We start from the raw sequence: 20017 nt of genomic DNA, 5'->3' as shown, positions 1-20017 counted from the left end.
TTTCATGTAGTCTTGTATGTCGATGACCTTAAGTAGTATGTTGAGCGATTGTGTTAATCTTCGTACGCCTCCTGATATTTTGTTTGTGTATAGCTCCATCGACGTCAGAGATCGACAAGCGTAAGATCGTCGGCAGCGTCACATGTGTATAATGGCCAGGGGTGGGGGGTCAGGCGTCGAAGGGCCAGCCGCAGTAGGCCTCGGCGAGGTAGGCGCGACCGTAGGCGGACTCCACGACGGTGCGCAACTCGCCGAGCTGGCGGCGGCGGTCGAAGTCGGTGGCATCCGGAGCCACGTGGAGCAGGCTCGTCATCCACCACGAGAAGTGCTGGGCCTTCCAGATGCGGCGGCTCGCGGTCTCGGGGTAGGCGTCGAGCAGACGCTCGTCGCCGTCGAGCAGCAAGGCGCCGAGGGCTGCGGCGAGGAGGCGCACGTCGGCGATCGCGAGGTTCATGCCCTTCGCGCCCGTGGGGGGAACCGTGTGCGCCGCGTCGCCGACGAGCGCGACGCGGCCGCGACGGAGCTCGTGCGCGACGAAGCTCCGGAAGCGCAGGACGTCGCGCTGGAAGATGGGGCCCTGCTTCAGGGTGGTGCCGGGCACGCGCTTCTGCAGCTCGTCCCACAGCTGCGCTTCGCTGAACGCGGCGGTGTCGGTGTCGGGGTCGCACTGGAAGTACATGCGCTGCACGGTGTCGGAGCGCTGGCTGACGAGGGCGAAGCCCTCGGGGGAGTTGCTGTAGATCAGCTCGTCGCTGCTCGGCGGCGCTTCGCACAGGATGCCGAACCAGGCGAAGGGGTACTCGCGGAAGTAGCCGCCCGTACTCGACCCGGTCACGGTGGCGCGGGCGACGCTGCGCGAGCCGTCGGAGCCGACGACGAAATCGGCCTCGATCTCGAGGCGCGCGCCGTCGGCATCACGCGCGATCACGCGGGGGCGGTCGGTGTCGGCATCCTCGATGCCCTCGGCGGTCACGCCGAAACGGAGGTCCTGCCCCGCGGCGAGGCGCGCGGCGATCAGGTCTTTCAGGACCTCGTGCTGGGGGTAGAGCCACACCGCCCGGCCGACGGTCTCGGCGAAGTCGATGCGGTGGCCCTCGCCCTCGACGCGCAGCTCGATGCCGTCGTGGCGGTGACCGACCGTCCGCGCGCGGGATGCCTCGCCGATCGTGTCGAGCAGTTCGACGGTGCCCTGTTCCAGGATGCCGGCGCGGATGGTGCTCTCGATCTCGTCGCGCGAGCGCTGGTCGATGACGACGGAGTCGATGCCCGCCCGATCGAGCAGGTGCGACAACAGCAGGCCGGCGGGGCCGGCGCCGACGATGGCGACGCGGGTGCGGAGGGTGGTGGTCATAGCGTCTGTCTCCTTCGACGGTGGCTGTGGTCGATGGTGCCTCCGTCTCCGCCTCCCCGTGCGCGTTCTCCCATTGATCGGGATGCCGCTGGCGCGCGGGCGTGGCGGCTCGGACAGGGGCGCAGGTGGGCGTGAGTCGCCAGAATGTGTCGCCCGAAGGCGGCCCGAGGCGACAGAACCTGGCGACTCACGCGGGGGTGTCAGCGGCGATAGCCGAGGGCGCGCTCGATGTCGCGGGCGGAGCGGTGCAGCTCGACGAGGGCGAACTGCGTCTCGGCGTCGCGCGGCAGGACGACCGAGAGGGCGGCGATGACGGCCCCGGTCTCGTCGCGCACGGGGACGGCGACGCCCGTGGAGACCTCGTCGACGTACCCGGGGGCCACCACGCGACCGAGGGTGCGGATCTCGGCGAGCGTGCGGCGCAGGGCCGCCGGGTCGACGATCGTCTCGGGCGTCACGCGCGCGAGGGGTCCCGCGAGGACGCGCTCCTGCAGATCGTGCGGGGCGAAGGCGAGCAGCACCAGGCCCGACGACGAGGCGTGCACCGGCAGGCGTCCGGCGACGCGCGTGATGTTGGCACCCGAGTCGGGGGCGCTGAGGCGCTCGAGGAAGAGCGCCTCGTCGTGCTCGAGGATCGCGAGCTGGGTGTGCTCCCGCACGCGCTGCTGGACGCGTTCCATGTACGGCAACGCGGCCTGCCGCAGCCGCAGCGCGTGCGATGACCGCGTCGCCAGTTCCCACAGGCGCATCCCCACGCGCACGCGTCGCTCCTCGTCGCGCTCGAGCAGACCGGCATCCACGAGTTCGTTCACGATCCGGTGCGCGGACGAGCTCGGCAGGCCCGCCCGCCGACCGATGTCGGCGGTCGTCTGAGCGGTGCGCGTGGGCGTGAAGGTCTCGAGGATGCGCACCAGTCGTTCGGTGACCGAGTCGCCCGAGGGGGAGTTCGCCATGCGGCTCAGGATGCCACGATTCCCATTCAGCGGGAAGGATTCGCCGCCCGCGCCGGCCATGTCGGACGATGGTCTGGTCAAAGGAGACCCCCATGACCGACACTCCCGCCGCCGCGCCCGAGACGTTGCTCGCGGCCCCCGATCAGGCCACGCAGAGTCAGATCGTCGAGGAGATCCGCGCCCGTCACGCCGAACTCGACGCGCTCGAGGCCGCCGGGGAACGGGTCGCCGCGACCGCCCACGACTTCCCCGCGTACCGCTCGAGCGTGCTGCGGCATCCGACGAAGAATCCGAAGCTCGTCGACCCCGAGACCATCGAGCTGTTCTCGCCCGCCTTCGGGCAGCGCGACGTCGCGGCGATCGAGTCCGACCTCACCCTGCAGCACGCGGGCGAGCCGCTGGGGGAGCGCATGGTCGTCCAGGGGCGGCTGCTCGACTCGTGGGGGCGACCGGTGGCGAACCAGCTCATCGAGATCTGGCAGGCGAACGCGGCGGGCCGCTACATCCACCAGCGCGACCAGCACCCCGCCCCGCTCGACCCGAACTTCACCGGCGCCGGCCGGGCGATCACGAACGAGAACGGCGAGTACCGCTTCACCACGATCAAGCCCGGGCCGTACCCCTGGAAGAACCACCGCAACGCCTGGCGACCCGCCCACATCCACTTCTCGGTGTTCGGCTCGTCGTTCACGCAGCGTCTCGTCACGCAGATGTACTTCCCGGGGGACCCGCTCTTCGCTCTCGACCCGATCTACAACACCATCCACCGGCAGAAGGACCGCGACGCTCTCGTGGGCGTCTACGACCACGACCTGACTTCGCCCGAGTGGGCGACGGGGTACCGCTTCGACATCGTCGTGGACGGTCCGGATCAGACCTACTTCGAGGCGGAGGACGAGTGACATGGCGACGACATCGACGCACGACGTGGTCCCGAACCTGTCGAAGCACGAGCAGGAAGGCGACGAGTGATGACGTCCGTGCCCGCCCAGACCCACCGCGCGACCCCCGGACAGACCGTCGGACCGTTCTTCGCGTACGGGCTGGAGTACCCGAAGCAGCACGAGGTCGTCTTCCCCCACTCGCCCGGAGCGATCGTGCTGGGCGGCACCGTGTTCGACGGGGCGGGAGCTCCCGTCCCCGACGCGCTGGTCGAGATCTTCGGGGCGGATGCCGACGGCTCCGTGCCGCGGGCGCGCGGCGCGTTTCGCCGCGACGACCACACGTTCACCGGTTTCGGCCGCGCTTTCACCGACGACGAGGGACACTTCGAGTTCTGGACGCGTGAGCCCGGTGGCATCCGGGGCCGGCCCGGTTTCTATGCGGCGATCGTGTTCGCGCGGGGGCTGCCCGACAAGCTGCACACGCGGATCTACGTGCCGGGGGACGACGCGGCTCTCGCGGCCGACCCGCTGCTGTCGACGCTGACACCGCTCGAGCGCGCTACCCTCGTCGCGACGCGCACGCCCGGCGGGGGTCTCACGCACGACATCCGACTGCAGGGCGAGAAAGAGACGGTCTTCCTTGCCTTCTGAGCCCCTGCCGCACATCGACCTCGGCCTGCTCTCGCCCGTGACCGTCGGGCACGACCTGTTCGTGTCGGACGGATTCGTGCTGAACGAGCTCGTGCGGGCCGAGTGCGCGCTGGTGGCCGCGTACGTGGAGGTGGGCGCCGCCCCGCTCGAGGTCCGCCGCGACATCGACCACGTCTTCGGCCTTGACGAGAAGTACAGCCACCTCACCGGTGGGCTGGAGATCGACCGTCTCATCGCGGAGTCGGTGGGAGGGGGCAACCCGGTGATCCCCCTCGTCGGCATGCTCAAAGCGCAGGTGACGGCCGAGCATCGCGGGTGGATCCACCGCGGGGCGACGAGTCAGGACATCCTCGACACGGCGCTGATGATGGTCGTCCGCCGCGCGATGGGGCAGGTGCGCTCGTCGCTGCACATCGCGGGGCACTGGACGAGGCAGCTCGCCATCGCTCACGCCGACGACGTCGGGGCCGCCCGCACCCTGACGCAGCACGCCGTCCCGACGACCGTCGGCGCGCGGGCCGCGGCCTGGGCCCGGGGGATCGAGCGGGCGGTGGCGCGCATCGACGCCCTCGAGTACCCCGCCCAGCTCGGTGGGGCCGGCGGCTCGCTCGCGTCGTTCGTCGAGATCACCGGGTCGGAGGAGAGGGCGGCGGCGCTGCCCGCGGCGTTCGCCCGCGCGACGGAGCTCGATGTCGCCGACGCGCCGTGGCACGTGACGCGGTGGCCGATCACCGAGATCGGCGACGCGATCGCGCAGGCGCTCGATGCGCTGGGGAAGTTCGCGGGCGACGTCGCGACCCTCAGCCGTACCGAGATCGGCGAGGTGTCCGAGGGAGTGGGCGGAGGCTCGTCGGCCATGCCGCAGAAGCAGAATCCGGCCGAGGCGGTGCTGATCCGCTCCGCCGCCCTGCGCGCGCCGCAGCTGGCGGCGACCCTGCACCTCGCGGCATCCCTCGCCGTCGACGAACGGCCGGACGGGGCGTGGCACGCCGAATGGCCGACGCTGCGCGAACTCGTGCGGCTCGCCCTCGGGGCCACGCGGCACGCCGCCTCGCTCGCCGCGAACCTGCGTGTCGACGCGGCGGCGGCGGAGCGCAACTCCGGTCTGACCGGAGGTCGCCTCGTCAGCGAGCGGCTGCGCGGCGTGCTGGTGCCGCTGATCGGGGCGGAGCGTTTCGCGGAGCTCCTCGCGGTCGACGGCGATCTCGCTCCCGCGCTGCGGGCCCTGCCCGAGGCCGCAGGCCTCGACGTCGACGCGCTCCTCGACCCGCGCGCATACGTCGGCCTCGCGCCGTGGCTCGCGCGGGGCGGCGGCGCGGGCGGCGCGGGCGGCACGGGCGGCGCGGGCGGCGCGGAGCCGGCGCGAGGCGCCGAGACCGCACGCGATCACCGAGACCGCACAGGATCGGATGCCAACGGATACGGGGTGGACGAATGACTGCGGTCCCGCTGATCGCACTGACCGAACCGGCCGGGCCGGCGGGTGCGCCGCTCGTGGTGCTGGGGCCCTCGCTCGGGACGTCGACGATCCTCTGGGAGGACGTCGTGCCCCTGCTCGCCGACGACTACCGCGTCGCCGCGTGGGATCTTCCCGGCCACGGTGCCGGGCCGACCGCACGCGACGCCTTCGCCGTCGCCGATCTCGCGGATGCCGTGGCAGCGGCCGTCCCCGACGAGACCTTCCTCTACGCGGGTGTCTCGCTCGGCGGGGCCACCGGCCTCGAGTTGGCGCGGCGGCACAGCGACCGGGTGCGGGCGGCCGCGATCGTGGCATCCGGGGCCCAGCTCGGCGACCCCGACGCGTGGGCCGACCGCGCGGCGCAGGCGCGTGCGCAGAGCACATCGAGCCTCATCATCGCCTCGGCGCAGCGCTGGTTCGCCCCCGACTCGATCGCCCGGCGCCCCGAACTGACCGGGCGTCTGCTGCACGCGCTGCAAGACGCCGACGACGACAGCTACGCCCGCTGCTGCGAGGCGCTCGCCGCGTACGACGTGCGTCCGGTGCTCGGTGACATCGCGGTGCCGGTGCTCGCGGCGTGGGGCGCGTTCGACGCCGTCGCGCCTGAGGCCAAGGCGATCGAGATCGCCGAGGGTGTCCGGGACGGCCGCACCGCACGCATCGACGACGCCGGGCACCTGCCCCCTGCCGAGCAGCCCGAGGCCGTCGCGGCGCTGCTGCGGTCGTTCTTCGCATCCGTCTCGAGAGGAAACGCCTGATGGCCACCGACCAGGAACGCTACGACCAGGGCATGACCGTGCGCCGCGCCGTGCTGTCGGACGCGCACGTCGATCGTGCGACGGCGGCGACCACCGACCTCACCGCCGACTGGCAGGACTTCATCACGCGCGTGGCCTGGGGCGACATCTGGTCACGCCCGGGGCTCGACCGGCGCTCGCGTTCCGTCGCGGTGCTCAGCTCGCTCATCGCCCACGGGCACCACGAAGAGCTCGCGATGCACCTGCGCGCGGCGCTGCGCAACGGCCTCACGGTCGACGAGATCCGCGAGGTGATCCTGCAGTCGGCGATCTACTCGGGGGTCCCCGCGGCCAACACGGCGTTCCGGATCGCGTCCGAGGTGTTCTCGGACACCGAGCACGGGTGACACCCCGGCTGATCGACGACGTCGAGTGAGGGCTCCCGGCCGCCGTCGTGGCATCCGGAAGCTCTTCCCCGGTGCGGCGGGCGGGCGAGGGACGCGTCTCGCGGTCAGGCCGGGGCGGTGACGAGGTACACCGTGTGCGCGAGGCGCTCGAGCAGCTCGTCCCAGCCGTAGGCGCCGTCGGGGGTCGCGGTCGCGGCGACGCCGAGACCGAGGTACCGCACGCAGAGGCTGTAGAAGATCTCGAACGCCCATTCCGCGGTCCGCACGGACAGCTCGACCCCGTGCCGCTCGGCGCACCCGCGCAGCGCGCGGACGAAGACCGCCTGCCCCGCGTCACCGGACTGACGCCCGCGCGCGAGGATCGCGCCGTCGTCCACGCCGAGGAGGAAGAACGGCGACAGCACGTCGCGGTTGCTCCGCAGGATCTCCGCATAGGCGGAGACGATCTGCGCGGTCCCGGCCGCGAAGTCCGCAGCCTCCGCTCCCGCTTCGCCGATACGTTCCTCGGTCTCGCGGTCGAGACGGTCGAACTCCTCGCTCTGGACGATCCGGAGCAGCTCCGCCTTGCCGGCGACCCGGCCGTAGATCGCCCCGATCGACACGTCGGCCCGCGCGCTCACCTCGGCGAGCGAGAACTGCGCGGTCCCGCGCTCGCGGAGAAGGTCGCGCGCGGCGGCCCGCACCTTGGCGAAGGAGTCCCGGCTGCGTTGCTGCTGAGGTTCGGACAGACCGCTGACGCTTCGACGTAGGGACATGGCTCCCCCTCTCCCTGTCAGGGGTGCACTTCGACGAGGAACGCGGACTGGGGAGGGAGGGCGAGGTCGAGGTGAAGGGTGCCCGCGTCGGACACCCTCACGTCACGGGGACCGTCCTCGGCTCCCGTCAACGAGGTGATCGTGACCGTCGCGGTGCGATCGACCCACGGGAGGTGGCGCAGCTCGATGCGCGCGGCGTCGACCCCCGCGGATGCCAGCTCCGCGCGTTGCGGCGGAAGGGTCAGGCCCAGCTCGATGCGCTGTTCGCCGATGGGGATGCGGAAGGTGAAACGGTCTTCGTCGCGCGGGGCCAGAGCGCTCTCGGGTGCCACATAGTTCGCCACGAGGACGCGCACCGTGTCGCCGTCGCGACCGGCGATGGCCGCCAGGCCGGATTCGTCGCCGCCCGTGACGGCGAGGCGCCGCCCCTGCGTCGCGCGACCGGCCAGCGCGAGCGCGCGGGAGCGCTCGTCCGGTCGCCCCTCCTCGTCGCCGACGCCGCCCGGGTCGACGAAGCCGTAGTGGGGATCGCGACCGCTGTCGGCGCGGAAGAAGAACGCGTGGTCGATCACGGTGTCCTGCAGGGCGATCGCCGTCGCGGCCTGGAAAGCGCCCTTCTCCGAGGCGGGCGCGGAGCTGCTCGGAACGGCGAGGTAGTTCCAGTAGCAGAGCGTGAGAGCGGTGTCGGTGAATCCGTGACCGTCGAGCACTCGCCGCAGTTCGTCGGACACGTAGCGGTAGTCGAACGGGTCACGACTGCCGTCGGTGAACCAGAGGAACGAGAAGAAGTGCAGGGGGAGGTCGTTCTCGCGCACGAAGCGGAGGAACCCCTCGCGATACGGGGCCTCGATCTCGAGCGGGAAGGCGGTCGCGGGGCCGCCGACGGTCAGCGTGGGATCGACGCGATGCACCGCCTCGCAGAACGCGCGGTACATGGCGTAGAACTCCTCGGGCCGCCCGGCGAAGTGCAGGGGTCCGAAATCGGGTTGGTCGCCGAACTCGTAGATGCGGATCGGTTTCGTCGGTCCGTTCGCCCAGCCCTGGGAGAAGTGGCGCACGATGTGCTCGACCACCCGGCCGTAGACCTCGACATCCTCCGCCGGCAGCTTGTTCTGCGGGATCGAGCTCGCGATCGTGAACATCACCTCGGCGCCGATGGCGTGCACCGCCTCGACCCACTGGTCGGTCGCGGTGAAGTTGTAGCTCGCGGGGTCGTCGACGTCCGCGCTCCAGTCGGGGAAGAGGCTCGTCGGATTGTTCCGCGTGTCCAGGCGCGAGACCCAGTCGAACGACCGCACGACCGTCACCCCCGCTTCGCGCCAGAGCGGGGTCATGTCGGGGAACGCGGCGTACCCCTCGACCGGGCCGGGGACGCCTCCGACGCCGTTCAGCGGTCGGAAGGCGCTCTCGTCGGCGGCATCCACGACGAGGGTGCGGGTTCGGGCGGTGGTGGGGGAAGTGCGTGACACGGTCGTCTCCTCGGGACTCAGTAGGGCATCCGCAGGAGACGGTTCGCGTACTCGTTGGCGACCGGCTCGTCGTGGCGGAGGTGGTCGATGCGTGCGCGGTAGGTTTCGTCGGTGACGGAGTCGAACTCCTCGAGCATCGATTCGATCGAGCGCTCGTGCACGGCGCGCACGCGCGGGAGGCGGCGCTTCATGAACTCGAGTTGGGCGTCGAGCAGTGACTGATCCTTCGCCAGCTCCTGCGCGAGGACGACGCCGTCCTCGATGCTCATGGCCGCTCCCGACCCGAGGTACGGGGTCATGGTGTGCGCCGCATCGCCCATGATCATGACGCGACCGCGGAACCAGGGGTACGGCACCCACACCGTGGAGTACGGGGTGTAGGCGACGTTCTCGGCGTGGCGGACGTCTTCCAGAGCATCGGCGAGGAAAGTCGAGCCGCGCGTGAGATCGGCGGCACGGTCGTGCATGATCTCGGCCATCTTGCTCGCGTCGTAGCGCGGGCGGCCCTCCTCGGCCACGGTGAGGACCATGTACATGGTCTCTTCCGACAGGGGCGTGAGCATGATCTTGCCGCCGTAGCCCTGGCAGATGATCGGCTGCATGATCTTGCGGCGGTTGGGAAGCCCCGCGCGCCAGGCCACGCCACCCACCGGGCGGGGGGCGTACTTCTCGCCGAAGTACTCGCGACGGATCTGCGAGTGCAGGCCGTCGAAGCCCAGGACGAGGTCGTAGTCGACCTGGTCGCCCCCGCTGAAGGTGACCGTCGCGGTGTCGTCGTCCTGCGCGATGCGGGTGACGGTCGTGCTCATCCGGAACGTGCACCCGTTGTCGCGGGCCTGCTGTGCGGCCAGCTCGAGGAAGGCGATCCGCGACATCGTGACGCATCCCGGCAGCCCCTCGTCCCGGGTGCCGTAGCTCATGGTGCTGAGCAGGTTGCCCTCGGCGTCGTAGTTGTCGATGCCCGGTGCGGGGTGGCCGATCGCGAGGACGTCGTCGAGCAGGCCGATCTCGCGCACCGCCCGCAGGCCGTTGATGCGCAGGCCGAAGCCGACTCCGGCGACGCTGATCTCGGGTTTGTCGTCGATGACGTCGACGGTCGCGCCGATCCGCGCCAGGGCGGAGGCGGTGCTGAGGCCGCCGATGCCGGCGCCGACGATGAGGACTTTCAGGGGTTGTGCCACGGGGAGCTCCTCTTCGAGCGTCGGCGGGATGTGGGGGTGAAACCAGAATGAGGGTTCGGATTCGGACGCTACCCCCGGGACGAGTTCCGTCGCAAGAATTCAGCGACCGAAGCGCCTGCACCTCGTCGATGCGCATCATCAGAACCCCTTATGTCGGATTGCAACAGAAGTCGGGTAGCGTCGGAGGCATCCCACCACAGAAGGAGCGACGATGCTTCTCGAAAGAGACCTCATCCAGTCCGTCGGATTCCGCAACGTCCGCGAGGGCGGCGAGATCACCGGCTTTCAGTTCCGCGTGCGCATGCCGTCGTACCGCGGTATGGCCGCCTCGCTGATCGACGGCATCGGCGTCCGCATCCCCGGACTCGTCGACGTCGGGCCCGACGTGCCGCTGTGGACCCTGCAGGGGCAGCAGTACACGCTCGCCGAGCTGTGGGACGGCGACGGCGTGCGCTGGCCGCTCGAGGACGCCGCGATCATCTTCGTGCCCCTCCCCGGCGGCCTGCCCGACGGCGTGCACGAGCTGTCGATCGAGCTGCGGCTGCGCATGTCGTACATCCCGCAGGAGCACCAGCCGAGCACCTACCGCGTCACCAAGCACGTCACGCTCGCGCCCGAGGCATCCGGCGCCCCCTTCCGCTACGGCGTCTCGCTGTACAGCTACATGAGCGACTACGGCACGGTCATGGACCTCGAGACGGCCATGGCCTCGATCGCCGACCTCGGTGCCACGGGGATCGAGATCCTCGGCGAAGCGCACGTGCCGAACTACCCGAACCCCTCGGACGAGTGGGTCGAGCAGTGGTTCGCCCTGCTTTCGACCTACGGCCTCGAGCCGACCAACATGGGCTCGTGGATCGACACGCGCCTCCACTCCAGCGGCCCGAACGGCCGCGACATGACCGTCGAGGAGGGCGCCGCCGCCCTGCAACGCGACCTCCGGCTCGCGAAGCGCCTCGGCTTCCGCTTCGTGCGGCCCAAGATCGGCGTCGTATCGAGCGACCTGATCCCGCACCCGATCTGGACCGAGGTCGTCGAGGCATCCCTCCCGCTCGCCGAAGAGCTCGACGTCATCATCTGCCCCGAGATCCACTCTCCGACCCCGATCAAGCACGAGGTCGTCGACGACTACATCGCCCTCATCCGCCGCACCGGCACGAAGCACTTCGGCCTGCTGCTGGACACGGGCATCTTCCAGGACCGTCCGATCCCGCTCAAGCCCGGCGAACTGCCCGGCCAGCGTCCGGCGTTCCTCGACGGCATCCACGTCGACCCGAACGACGTGTTCGACGTGATCGAGAACGTCGTGTTCATCCAGGCGAAGTTCCACGACATCGACGAAGAGCTCGACGACAAGCAGATCCCCTGGGAGCCGGTGCTCAAAGCTCTCAAGGACGCCGGCTACACGGGCTACCTCTCGAGCGAGTACGAGGGGGAGCGCGAGCCGTGGCGCTCGATCGAGCAGGTGCGTCGCCAGCACTCGCTGATCCGCCAGATCGCCGACCGGCTCTGAGCCGTTCGATGCCCAACGGACTGATCCACGACGACAGCCTCCGCGCGCACCCGGACGGGCTCGCGCTCCGGCTGACGATCCCCTGGTACCGGAGCCTCTGGCTGTCGTCGGTGACCACCCTGTCGTTGACCGTCGATGGGGAGCAGGTGGATGCCGACGACCTCCGCGTGGCCTTCGGTGACACGTCGTATCGTCTCGACGAGCTGCCGGAGCAGAGCGAGCGGCTCTGGTTCCTGCAGGAGCACCCGCTGCTCGTCGTGCGCCGCCCCGAGCCGGTCGCCCTCGGCGAGACCCACGACGTCGTGCTGCACGGCGAGTTGCGTCTGCCCTACATGCAGATCGCACCGGGACAGGACGGCGGCCCGGGCATGTACGTGCCCAACGTCGTGCACGACGTGAAGACGCTCACGGTCGTGGACCAGGATGCCGCGCCGCCGGCGCTCGTGTCCGAGGTGGCGCCCCCGCCGCCGGCCGTCGACGGCGACCCGTTCCAGCTCGGCCTCACCCTGTATTCCGCGAGCGCGGAGTTCCGTGCCGGCTACTTCGACTTCGACGGGCTGCTCGACCGGGTCGCGGAACTCGGGATCGGTCCGGGCATCGAGATCGTGGCATCCCAGGTCGTGCCGACCTACCCGGTGGTCGCGGACGACTTCGTGCGCACGTGGCGCGACGCGTTCGACCGGCACGGATTCGTCGCGAGCTCGTTCGGCGCGAATCTCGACATGGGGCGTCGGCGCGATCGCGACATGACGCCGGACGAGGAGTTCGCGTTCTCGAAGCTCATGTTCGAGGGGGCGAAGAAGCTCGGCTTCCCCCTCGTGCGCATCCAGAGCGCCAAGCCCGAGCTGCTGCGACGGCTGCTGCCGATCGCCGAGGACCTGGAGCTGAAGCTCGCGTACGAGATCCACGCGCCGATGGGCCCGAACGCCGAACCGATCCTGCTCGTGCGCGAGACGTATGCCGAGCTCGACTCTCCGCTGCTGGGCTTCGTGGCCGACTTCTCCTCCACCATGCACGCGATGTCGCCGACCCTGCTGCGCGCCGTGCGCCGCGCGGGGCTCGACGACGAGGCGACGACCCGTCTGCAGGAGATCTGGGCGACGGATGCCACGATGCAGGCGCGCCAGCAGGAGTTCCTCGGCTACCTCCGCGGCCGCGACTTCGATCCCGGCCGCCTGGGCTCCTTTGCGCACCTCGCGTTCAACATGCACGGCCACGTCGATCCGCGGGAGTGGGCCGACATCATGCCGCAGATCCTGCACGTGCACGCGAAGTTCTACGACATCGACGAGCTCGGGCAGGAGCCGGCGATCGACTACGCCGAGCTCGTGCGCGTCTTCGTCGAGGGCGGGTACCGCGGCTTCTGGTCGAGCGAGTGGGAGGGTCACGCCTTCGCCGAGCTCGGCGAGGTCGACCCGCTCCTGCTCGTGCGGCGGCAGCACGACCTCATCCGCGACGCGATGCGGGCGGTCGCCGCGGGGGTGTGACCGCTCCGCCGGCGGCTGGGGCGCCAGCGGAGCGGCATCCGTTCTCCTCATCCGTGGCCGCACGCTCCTACGAAGGGTTTTGCACGCACCTGTGGATAACTCTGTGGAGAGATGTGCGTAAACCCCGGTTCTCTGTGCACACGCCCTGTGGAAAGTCTCCCCTCCGAGGGAAGCTTCGAAACTACAACGGCGTAATTCCCGGGTGGTCCCCGCCCCACACCGAGCACCCTCGAGTGTCCAAGACACGCCGCAACTGCCCGGCGCATTACGGCGTGTCTTGGACACTCAACGGGGGTGAGCGGCGTGGGCTCAGCCCGTGTCAGTGCGGGGCGTGGCCGGCGGCGATCACGCGGCCGGCCTCGGCGAAGAGGCCGCGCATCCACTCGTGCTCGGGATCGCGGTTGTGAGAGGGATGCCACCACAGCGCGCTCACGATCGGTGTCGCCGCGAAGGGGAGGGGCACGACGCGGATGCCGCCGATCCGCAGGAGGTGAGGGGCGAGCGCCGACTGCACGAGGCCGACCCGACGGGTGCCGCTGACGAAGTGCCCGACCGAGAGGAAGCTCTCGAGCACGACCTCGATGTGGGGTTCGACGCCCAGCTGCTGGATCTGGCGTGCGGCCGAGGTGAACGCCGAGCGCGACTGGAAGGTCAGGACCCAGGGCATGTCGGCGAGGTTCTGCATGGTGAGGCTGTCGCCGACCTCGTCGTTGTCGTCGGCGACCACGGCCAGCCAGTCGTCCTGCCACAGGTCGAGGTAGGGCAGCTCCGACACGGGTCCGTGGGGGATCACCATGGCGTCGGCGGAGCGCAGGCGGTTCGCCGCGTCTTCGACGATGCCGGGGTTGTGCAGCATGTAGCGGAAGCGCACCCCGGGCGCCTGCTCCGCGGCGAGCTGCGACACGACGGTGCCGACGGTGACGAAGCCGTAGTCGGAGCCGTAGATCGAGAACTCGCGCGTCGATTCCGCCGGCGACCACGACGCCTGGCTCTCGAACACGCGGCGGGCGGCCTCCAGAGCGGTGCTCGTGTGGTCGGTGAGGCGGATCGCGAACGGGGTCAGCTCGTACGTGTTGCCGCGGCGAGCGAGGATCTGATCGTTGAAGTGGGTACGCAGTCGCGCGAGCGAGGCGCTCAGAGCCGGCTGGCTCAGATGCAGGCTCTCGGCCGCGCGCGTGACGCTGCGCTCGGTGAGCAGCGCGTCGAGGGAGACCAGGAGGTTCAGGTCGAGGCGGGAGAGGGCTGCGTTGTCGGACACGTCGTCGTGTTCTCCTCGTGCCGGGCGGAACGAATGGGAACTCCGAGCGTATCAATCCGGTCGATGGAATCGCTGAACATATTCCTGATCGTGATCCGGCGTCAGCGCGCCTCGACCGCGATCGCCTGGGTGGTCGCGAGCGTCGACCCCACGTGCAGCTCGAAGGCGCCCGACTCGACGCGCCACCCCTCCGCCCACAGCGCGAAGACCTCGCGCGGCAGGGCGATCGACACGGTCGCCGACTCCCCGGCATCCAGGGTTCTTCTCGCGAAGCCCACGAGACGCCGGACGGGCTGCGTGACCGAGGCCACCACATCGCGCAGGTACACCTGCACCACCTCGTCGCCGCGGCGGTCGGCGAGGTTCGTCACCTCGATGCTGACCGTCGTCACGGTCTCGTCGTCCGGACCCTCGGCGGGGAACACGGATGCCGACACCTCGGGCGCTCCGTGCGAGAACCGCGCGTAGCCCGAGCCGTGGCCGAACGAGAACTGCGGGCCGAGGGGGAGGTCGAGGTACTTCGAGCTGTACTTGTCCTGCACGTTGCCCGGGCCGTGGAGGCCGACGTCGTGATGCTCCGCCGTGAGAGTGCCGCCGGTGGAGGCGGGGCGGCCGGTGTTCTCGTGGGCGTAGGGGATCGGGATCTGCCCCACCGAACGGGGGAACGACATCGGCAGGCGCCCCGACGGTTCCGCGTCGCCGAGCAGCAGGTCGACGATCGCGGCGGGCGCCTCGGTGCCGCCGTGCCAGACGACGACCGCCGCGGCCACTTCGTCGATCCACCCGGCCACCACGAGGGGACGACCGGTGACCAGGACCACCACCGTCGGTGTCCCCGTGGCGGCTACGGCGCGGATGAGCTCCTCCTGCCGGCCGGGGAGACGCAGGTCGCTGCGCGAGGCCGCCTCGCCCGAGAGCGCGGAGGGCTCGCCCACGAGCACGACGGCCACCGCCACCTCGCGCGCGGCGCGCACCGCCGCGGCGATCCCCGCATCGGTCGGCGAGAGGAAGTCGACGCCCTCCTCCACGAGGATGTCGAGGTCGGGTCGACGGTCGCGCAGCTCGTCGGCGACCGACCCGGCGCGGGCGCCGAAGTACTGCACCCACGCGCCGAGGTGATCGGTCGACGTCGCGTACGGGCCGGTCAGCAGCAGGCGCCGGGGTGCGGCGAGGGGCAGCGACCCGTCGTTGTGCAGCAGAACGCTGCCGCGCGCGGCCGCGGCCCGGACGAGCGTGCGGGACGCGGCATCCGGGGTCGTGATCTCGGCCGTGGGATCGACGTAGGGGTTCTCGAACAGCCCCAGCGCCTCCTTCGTCGCGAGGACCCGGCGCACCGCGTCGTCCACGCGCGCGGGGTCGAGGCGGCCGGGGGCGATCTCGGCGGCATCGAGAGAGAGCGGTGACCCGCCCATCTCGACGTCGAGGCCGGCCGCGTACGCCTGGCGGACGGCATCCGCGAGGTCTTCGGCCACGCCGTGCGGCACGAGATTGGCGACGCCCTCGGCATCGCCCACGATCACGCCGTCGAAACCCCACTCCTGTTTCAGGACCTCGGTGAGCAGGTGCCGGTGGGCGTGCATCGGGATGCCGGACACCGAGGTGAACGCGGCCATCACCGACGCGACCCCCGCGCGGACGGCCGCCTCGAAGGGAGGGAGGTGGACCGCGCGGAGGGCTCGCTCGCTGAGGTCGGCGCCGTTGTAGTCGCGGCCGCCCTCTCCCGCGCCATAGCCGACGAAGTGCTTGGCGGTGGCGGCGATGGCATCCGGGGCCGACAGGTCGTCGCCCTGGTAGCCGCGGACCATCGCGGCCACGAGGAGGGAGGTGAGCCACGGATCCTCGCCGAAGCCCTCCGACACCCGACCCCAGCGCGGGTCGCGCGAGACGTCGGCCATCGGCGAGAACGTCCAGGTCACGCCGCCCGAGCGGGCCTCGGTCGCGGCGAGGTGGGCGAGCGCGCGGACGAGCTCCGGATCGAAAGCGGCGGCCTGCGACAGCGGAATGGGGGCGATCGTGCGCTGACCGTGGATCACGTCGAGGCCCACGAGCAGGGGGATTCCCAGGCGCGTCTGTTCGACCGCCACGCGCTGCAGGGCGTTGGTGGCGTCGGCCGACGGCGGCCAGAAGGTCGAGCCGAGGCCCTTCCGCACCAGCGCGGCGGCGTCGTCGGGGTCCGGACGGAAGACGATCGAGAGCTGCCCGATCTTCTCCGCCCAGGTCATCCGGGAGAGGAGGTCGTCGATGCGGGCGCTCATGGCCGGGTCCCGGGGGTCGCGGCGCCGTCGGCGCGCTCATCGGTGAGAAGGGCAACGGGGGAGAGGGGCACGGGAACTCCTGTGTCGAGTCGGGAAGCGCACGATCGGCTGCCGCCCCGGGGGACGACAGCCGATCGAGCGAGAGGGGATCAGCCCCAGGCGGTGTCCATGTCGGCGAGCACCTGGTCGACCGTCTTCTGACCGGTCAGCAGGCCCTGGACGCCGGCGCCGAGAGCGTCGTAGACGCCCGGGTTCGGCCACGCGGCGTTCGGGAGGCCCGTGTACGAGTTCGACTCGAGCAGCGAGCCGATGTTCTTGTACTGCGGGAGCAGGGTGTCCTCGGAGGCGCCGACGATCGGCACGCCGCCGAAGCTGTCGGCGAAAGCCTTCGCCTGCTCGGGGGTGGCGACCCAGTCGAGGAAGTCCTGGATCAGCTTCTTCTTCGCGTCGCTGGTCTTCGCGTTCACGCCCCAGGCGTAGTTGGCGGAGGCGAGCACGAAGGGCTTCTGGCCCGAGGAGGGCGGGAAGCTCTGCACGGTCAGGTCGGCACCGGTCGCCGCGCCGATCGAGCTGGCCGCGCTGCCGGGGACGGCTGCCGAGAGGGCGGTGCCGCCGCCGAGGCCGGCGGTGATGTTGTCGAACGTGCCGCCCGCGGCACCGTCCTGGAAGCATCCGGCGGAGTTCATGTCGACGAGGTCCTGCAGCGTCTCCTTCCAGCCCTTGCTGTCGGCGAAGGTGACCTTGCCTTCGGCGCGCTGCTCGTTCCAGTCGGGCTGAGCCTCGTAGACGCGCGTGGCCGAGACCAGCTGGGCCATCAGCCCGGTGTTGAAGGTGATGGCGCCCGCGAGGACCGTGAAGGTCTTGCCCGCGTCGCGAGCGGTCTTGCAGTCGGCGAGGAGGGACTTGTAGTCCTCGGGGTACGCGGTGAGGCCCGCTTCCTTCGCGGCGCCGTTGTTGTAGACGAGGCCCACCGGGACGAGCGCGGTCGGCTGGGCGTAGGTCTTGCCGTCGACCTCGTACTGTTTCTCGGCGTTCGCCGGGACGAGGCTCGCGGACGTGTCGCCCAGGGGGGCCAGGAGGCCCGCTTCGGCGAGCGAGATGACCGAGATCGGCTGGCCCGTGCCGGGCGCGAGGATCATGACGTCGGCGGCGTTGCCGGCCTGGAGCTGCGTGGTGACCTGGGTGTTGTAGGCCTCGGAGGGGTAGGGGATGACCTCGATGTTGAGGCCCTTCTCCTGCCCGTACGCCTCGAGCGTCTTGGCGTAGGACTGGTCGTCGTCGTTGGCCTGAGCGACCATGACGGTGAACCCGTCGGCGCTGTCGCCGCTTCCCGCGTCGCTGTTGCCCGAGCACCCGGCGAGGATGAGGACACCGGCGAGGGGGGCTGCGAGCAGCGGGAGGCGGAGGGGCCGAAGCGAACTGTGCTGTGGCATGGACGAACCCTTTCGTGACGTCTTTGTCTCCAGCCCCGGGTAGTGGCTGGTGCGGCTTCCTGGCCGCGGATTCAGCGTGACACACATTCGTCGGTTTCCGACATTAGGTTTGGTGATACTGGGCAATAGTGCCAGCGATTCGCGAGAGAAATACCTTTCGATCAGGCCTTCTTGGCGAGGGTGACGGGTCCCGACAGGCCTGTGGGGCGAGGGGTGGAGTCGGCGGGGAGCGCCCCGTGGTCATCGGCGCGACGAGCTCGACCGCGGACCTCCACCTCGTTATGCCGCTCATCCACCGAACTAATGTGTCTTTTCGACACAAGGGTGCGATAGTCGGAGGACCGGCGCTCGTCGCAACGACGGCGCAATGACGAAGAAGTCAGAGGGCAGATGACTGTGACCATCGAACACGACACCACACGGACGCTCACCGTGCCGCCAAAGGCACGGCGGACGTCACAGCGGCCCGTGCGCGGGGGCAAGCCCCTCATCAGCTACGGACAGTGGTGGTGGGCGCTTCCCGCCATCCTCCTCGTTCTCGGCGTGCAGTACGCCGCGACCCTGACCGGCGGCTTCTTCGCCTTCACGAACTGGACCGGTCTCGGCTCCTTCGAGATCACCGGCTTCGACAACTTCGCGAAGATCTTCGCCGACCCGCAGTTGCTCGGCGCGGTGTGGAACACGCTCTTCCTCGCCTTCGGCTCCGTCATCATCACGAACGTGCTCGGCCTGCTGTTCGCCCTCGCGATCAACCGCACGCTCAAGACGCGCTACATCCTTCGCACCCTGCTCTTCATGCCGGTGGTGCTGAGCCCGCTCGCGGTGGCCTACGTCTGGAAGTTCATCTTCCAGTTCAACGGTCCGCTGAACGGCTTCCTCGGTGCGATCGGACTGGAGTCGCTGCAGAAGACCTGGCTCGCCGACCCGACGTGGTCGATCTGGGCGATCCTCATCACGGTGGTCTGGCAGCAGACCGGCTTCACCATGGTCATCTATCTCGCAGGGCTCGCCTCGGTCCCCGTCGAGGTCGAGGAGGCCGCGGCGCTCGACGGGGCGGGCGTCTGGGGACGCTTCTGGAACGTGGTCGTTCCCGCCATCCGCCCCTCGATCGCCATCGCCACGACCCTCGGACTCATCCAGGGCCTGCGCATCTTCGACCAGATCCTCGCCCTGACCGGCGGCGGTCCGGCCGGTGCCACCGAGACCCTGGCCACCGAGGTCTACAAGAACGCGTTCTCGCTCGGGCAGTTCGGCTTCGGCTCGGCCCTCGCGCTCGTGCTCACCGTCATCATCCTGGCGTTCGCCATCCTCCAGCAGTACGTCACGCGCGACCGCGAGGTCGGGAAGGTCTCCTGATGTTCCGCTACACGAAGTTCACGGCCGCCCGCGAGGTCCTGGTCTGGGTCGTCACCCTGATCGGGCTCCTGCCCCTCTACATCCTCGTCGCCACGGCCCTCAAGAGCGACAAAGAGGCGTTGTCCAGCAGCGCGGTCGCACCGCCGACGAGCATCGACTTCGGCGCGTTCGTCTCGGTGCTGACCGCGACCGGTCGCAACAGCATCCCGATGAGCATCCTGAACAGCGTCATCATCACCGGCGGAGCGATCCTCGGACTCGTGCTCTTCGGCTCGGTCGCGGCGTACGTCATCGCCCGCCGCACGCGCAAGTGGACGACCCTCACCTACTACCTCGTGCTGATCGCGATCATCCTCCCCGCCCAGCTCGGGACGGTGCCGCTGTACATCGGGGCGCGCTCGATCGGCCTGACCGGCAACGCCTTCGGCATGATCGTGCTCTGGGTGGGCATGCTGATGCCTCTGTCGGTCTTCCTCTACGCGAGCTTCTTCCGCGGGCTCTCCACCGAGTACGAAGAGGCCGCCGTCATCGACGGGGCCTCGCCCGTGCAGGCCTTCTTCCGCGTCGTGCTGCCGCTGATGGCCCCCGCGACCGGAACCGTGGCGATCCTCGCGGGACTCATCGTCTGGAACGACTTCTTCAACTCGCTGATCTTCCTCGGCGGCTCCACCACGCAGACCCTCCCGGTGGCGATGTACACCTACGTCGGCGGACTCGTCTCGGCCTGGAACAAGATCTTCGCCGTGGTGATCATCTCGATGATCCCGATCCTGCTCTTCTACATGTTCGCCCAGAAGCGCTTCATCCAGGGCTTCGCCGGGGGGCTGAAGGGCTGACCCCCCCTCACGGATGCCGGCCCGACCGGCCT

At 70.1% G+C, this 20017-nt stretch carries 18 protein-coding genes; 9 read left to right on the top strand and 9 right to left on the bottom strand.

Features of this window, described 5'->3' with window-relative positions; genetic code table 11:
- Positions 1-169 precede the first annotated feature (169 nt).
- Together NS220_RS14145 and NS220_RS14140 are read right to left on the bottom strand one after the other, a co-directional pair.
- On the bottom strand, positions 170-1351 hold the full coding sequence (locus tag NS220_RS14145) for a 4-hydroxybenzoate 3-monooxygenase (protein ID WP_058624674.1): 1182 nt from the start codon (positions 1349-1351) through the stop codon (positions 170-172).
- Between the two features lie 200 nt (positions 1352-1551).
- Positions 1552-2304 carry an IclR family transcriptional regulator gene (locus NS220_RS14140; RefSeq protein ID WP_058624678.1) on the bottom strand — a complete coding sequence of 251 codons (753 nt, stop codon included), beginning with the start codon at positions 2302-2304 and terminating at the stop codon, positions 1552-1554.
- Positions 2305-2396: 92 nt separating this feature from the next.
- Here NS220_RS14140 and pcaH point away from each other — a divergent pair, with 92 nt between their 5' ends.
- From pcaH to pcaC, 5 genes are all read left to right on the top strand, one after another.
- Complete coding sequence (pcaH, locus tag NS220_RS14135) at positions 2397-3206, top strand: protocatechuate 3,4-dioxygenase subunit beta (protein ID WP_058624673.1); 810 nt, start codon at positions 2397-2399, stop codon at positions 3204-3206.
- A 69-nt stretch (positions 3207-3275) separates the two neighbouring features.
- The gene (gene pcaG / locus NS220_RS14130) at positions 3276-3839 is read left to right on the top strand and encodes a protocatechuate 3,4-dioxygenase subunit alpha (RefSeq protein ID WP_058624672.1); all 564 of its coding nucleotides are present in this window, start codon (positions 3276-3278) and stop codon (positions 3837-3839) included.
- Positions 3829-5277: a lyase family protein gene (locus tag NS220_RS14125; RefSeq protein WP_058624671.1), complete on the top strand. Its 1449-nt coding sequence runs from the start codon at positions 3829-3831 to the stop codon at positions 5275-5277. The genes pcaG and NS220_RS14125 overlap by 11 nt, the downstream gene beginning before the upstream one ends.
- Positions 5274-6056, top strand: coding sequence for an alpha/beta fold hydrolase (locus tag NS220_RS14120; protein ID WP_058624670.1), 783 nt, complete (start codon positions 5274-5276; stop codon positions 6054-6056). Before NS220_RS14125 ends, NS220_RS14120 begins: the two co-directional genes overlap by 4 nt.
- A complete protein-coding gene (pcaC, locus tag NS220_RS14115; protein ID WP_058624669.1) occupies positions 6056-6442 on the top strand; it encodes a 4-carboxymuconolactone decarboxylase in 387 nt (128 codons plus the stop codon). Before NS220_RS14120 ends, pcaC begins: the two co-directional genes overlap by 1 nt.
- A 104-nt stretch (positions 6443-6546) precedes the next feature.
- Here the strand turns inward: pcaC and NS220_RS14110 are convergent, their stop codons facing one another.
- The 3 genes from NS220_RS14110 to NS220_RS14100 are packed head-to-tail and all read right to left on the bottom strand — an operon-like array spanning position 6547 to position 9847.
- Entirely contained in the window at positions 6547-7197 is a 651-nt protein-coding gene (locus NS220_RS14110) for a TetR/AcrR family transcriptional regulator (RefSeq protein ID WP_058624668.1), read from the bottom strand.
- A 17-nt stretch (positions 7198-7214) separates the two neighbouring features.
- Entirely contained in the window at positions 7215-8666 is a 1452-nt protein-coding gene (locus NS220_RS14105; protein WP_058624667.1) for a GH39 family glycosyl hydrolase, read from the bottom strand.
- Positions 8667-8683: 17 nt separating this feature from the next.
- Positions 8684-9847 carry an FAD-dependent monooxygenase gene (locus NS220_RS14100; protein ID WP_058624666.1) on the bottom strand — a complete coding sequence of 388 codons (1164 nt, stop codon included), beginning with the start codon at positions 9845-9847 and terminating at the stop codon, positions 8684-8686.
- A 211-nt stretch (positions 9848-10058) separates the two neighbouring features.
- Here NS220_RS14100 and NS220_RS14095 point away from each other — a divergent pair, with 211 nt between their 5' ends.
- Complete coding sequence (locus tag NS220_RS14095; protein ID WP_058624665.1) at positions 10059-11360, top strand: C-glycoside deglycosidase beta subunit domain-containing protein; 1302 nt, start codon at positions 10059-10061, stop codon at positions 11358-11360.
- A gap of 8 nt (positions 11361-11368) precedes the next feature.
- Positions 11369-12847: a C-glycoside deglycosidase beta subunit domain-containing protein gene (locus NS220_RS14090; RefSeq protein ID WP_058624664.1), complete on the top strand. Its 1479-nt coding sequence runs from the start codon at positions 11369-11371 to the stop codon at positions 12845-12847.
- A 319-nt stretch (positions 12848-13166) separates the two neighbouring features.
- On the opposite strand, the gene NS220_RS14085 is transcribed toward NS220_RS14090, so the two are convergent.
- From NS220_RS14085 to NS220_RS20740, 4 genes are all read right to left on the bottom strand, one after another.
- Positions 13167-14105 carry a LysR family transcriptional regulator gene (locus NS220_RS14085; protein WP_058624663.1) on the bottom strand — a complete coding sequence of 313 codons (939 nt, stop codon included), beginning with the start codon at positions 14103-14105 and terminating at the stop codon, positions 13167-13169.
- A 101-nt stretch (positions 14106-14206) separates the two neighbouring features.
- Positions 14207-16360: a glycoside hydrolase family 3 N-terminal domain-containing protein gene (locus NS220_RS14080; protein WP_058624662.1), complete on the bottom strand. Its 2154-nt coding sequence runs from the start codon at positions 16358-16360 to the stop codon at positions 14207-14209.
- A gap of 149 nt (positions 16361-16509) precedes the next feature.
- A complete protein-coding gene (locus NS220_RS14075; protein ID WP_058624661.1) occupies positions 16510-17793 on the bottom strand; it encodes an ABC transporter substrate-binding protein in 1284 nt (427 codons plus the stop codon).
- Positions 17794-17954: 161 nt separating this feature from the next.
- Positions 17955-18089 (bottom strand): hypothetical protein, encoded by a 135-nt coding sequence (locus tag NS220_RS20740; protein WP_275934684.1) that lies wholly within the window; start codon positions 18087-18089, stop codon positions 17955-17957.
- 94 nt (positions 18090-18183) lie between these two features.
- On the opposite strand from NS220_RS20740, the gene NS220_RS14070 reads away from it, so the two are divergent.
- Together NS220_RS14070 and NS220_RS14065 are read left to right on the top strand one after the other, a co-directional pair.
- Positions 18184-19149 (top strand): carbohydrate ABC transporter permease, encoded by a 966-nt coding sequence (locus tag NS220_RS14070; RefSeq protein WP_058624660.1) that lies wholly within the window; start codon positions 18184-18186, stop codon positions 19147-19149.
- Positions 19149-19985, top strand: a complete 837-nt coding sequence (locus NS220_RS14065; protein ID WP_058624659.1) for a carbohydrate ABC transporter permease — start codon at positions 19149-19151, stop codon at positions 19983-19985. Before NS220_RS14070 ends, NS220_RS14065 begins: the two co-directional genes overlap by 1 nt.
- Positions 19986-20017: the final 32 nt, after the last annotated feature.

Origin of the sequence: Microbacterium testaceum, from assembly GCF_001476655.1 — a bacterium.
Classification (GTDB): domain Bacteria; phylum Actinomycetota; class Actinomycetes; order Actinomycetales; family Microbacteriaceae; genus Microbacterium; species Microbacterium testaceum_C.
This window is presented reverse-complemented; position numbering and strand designations above follow the sequence as displayed.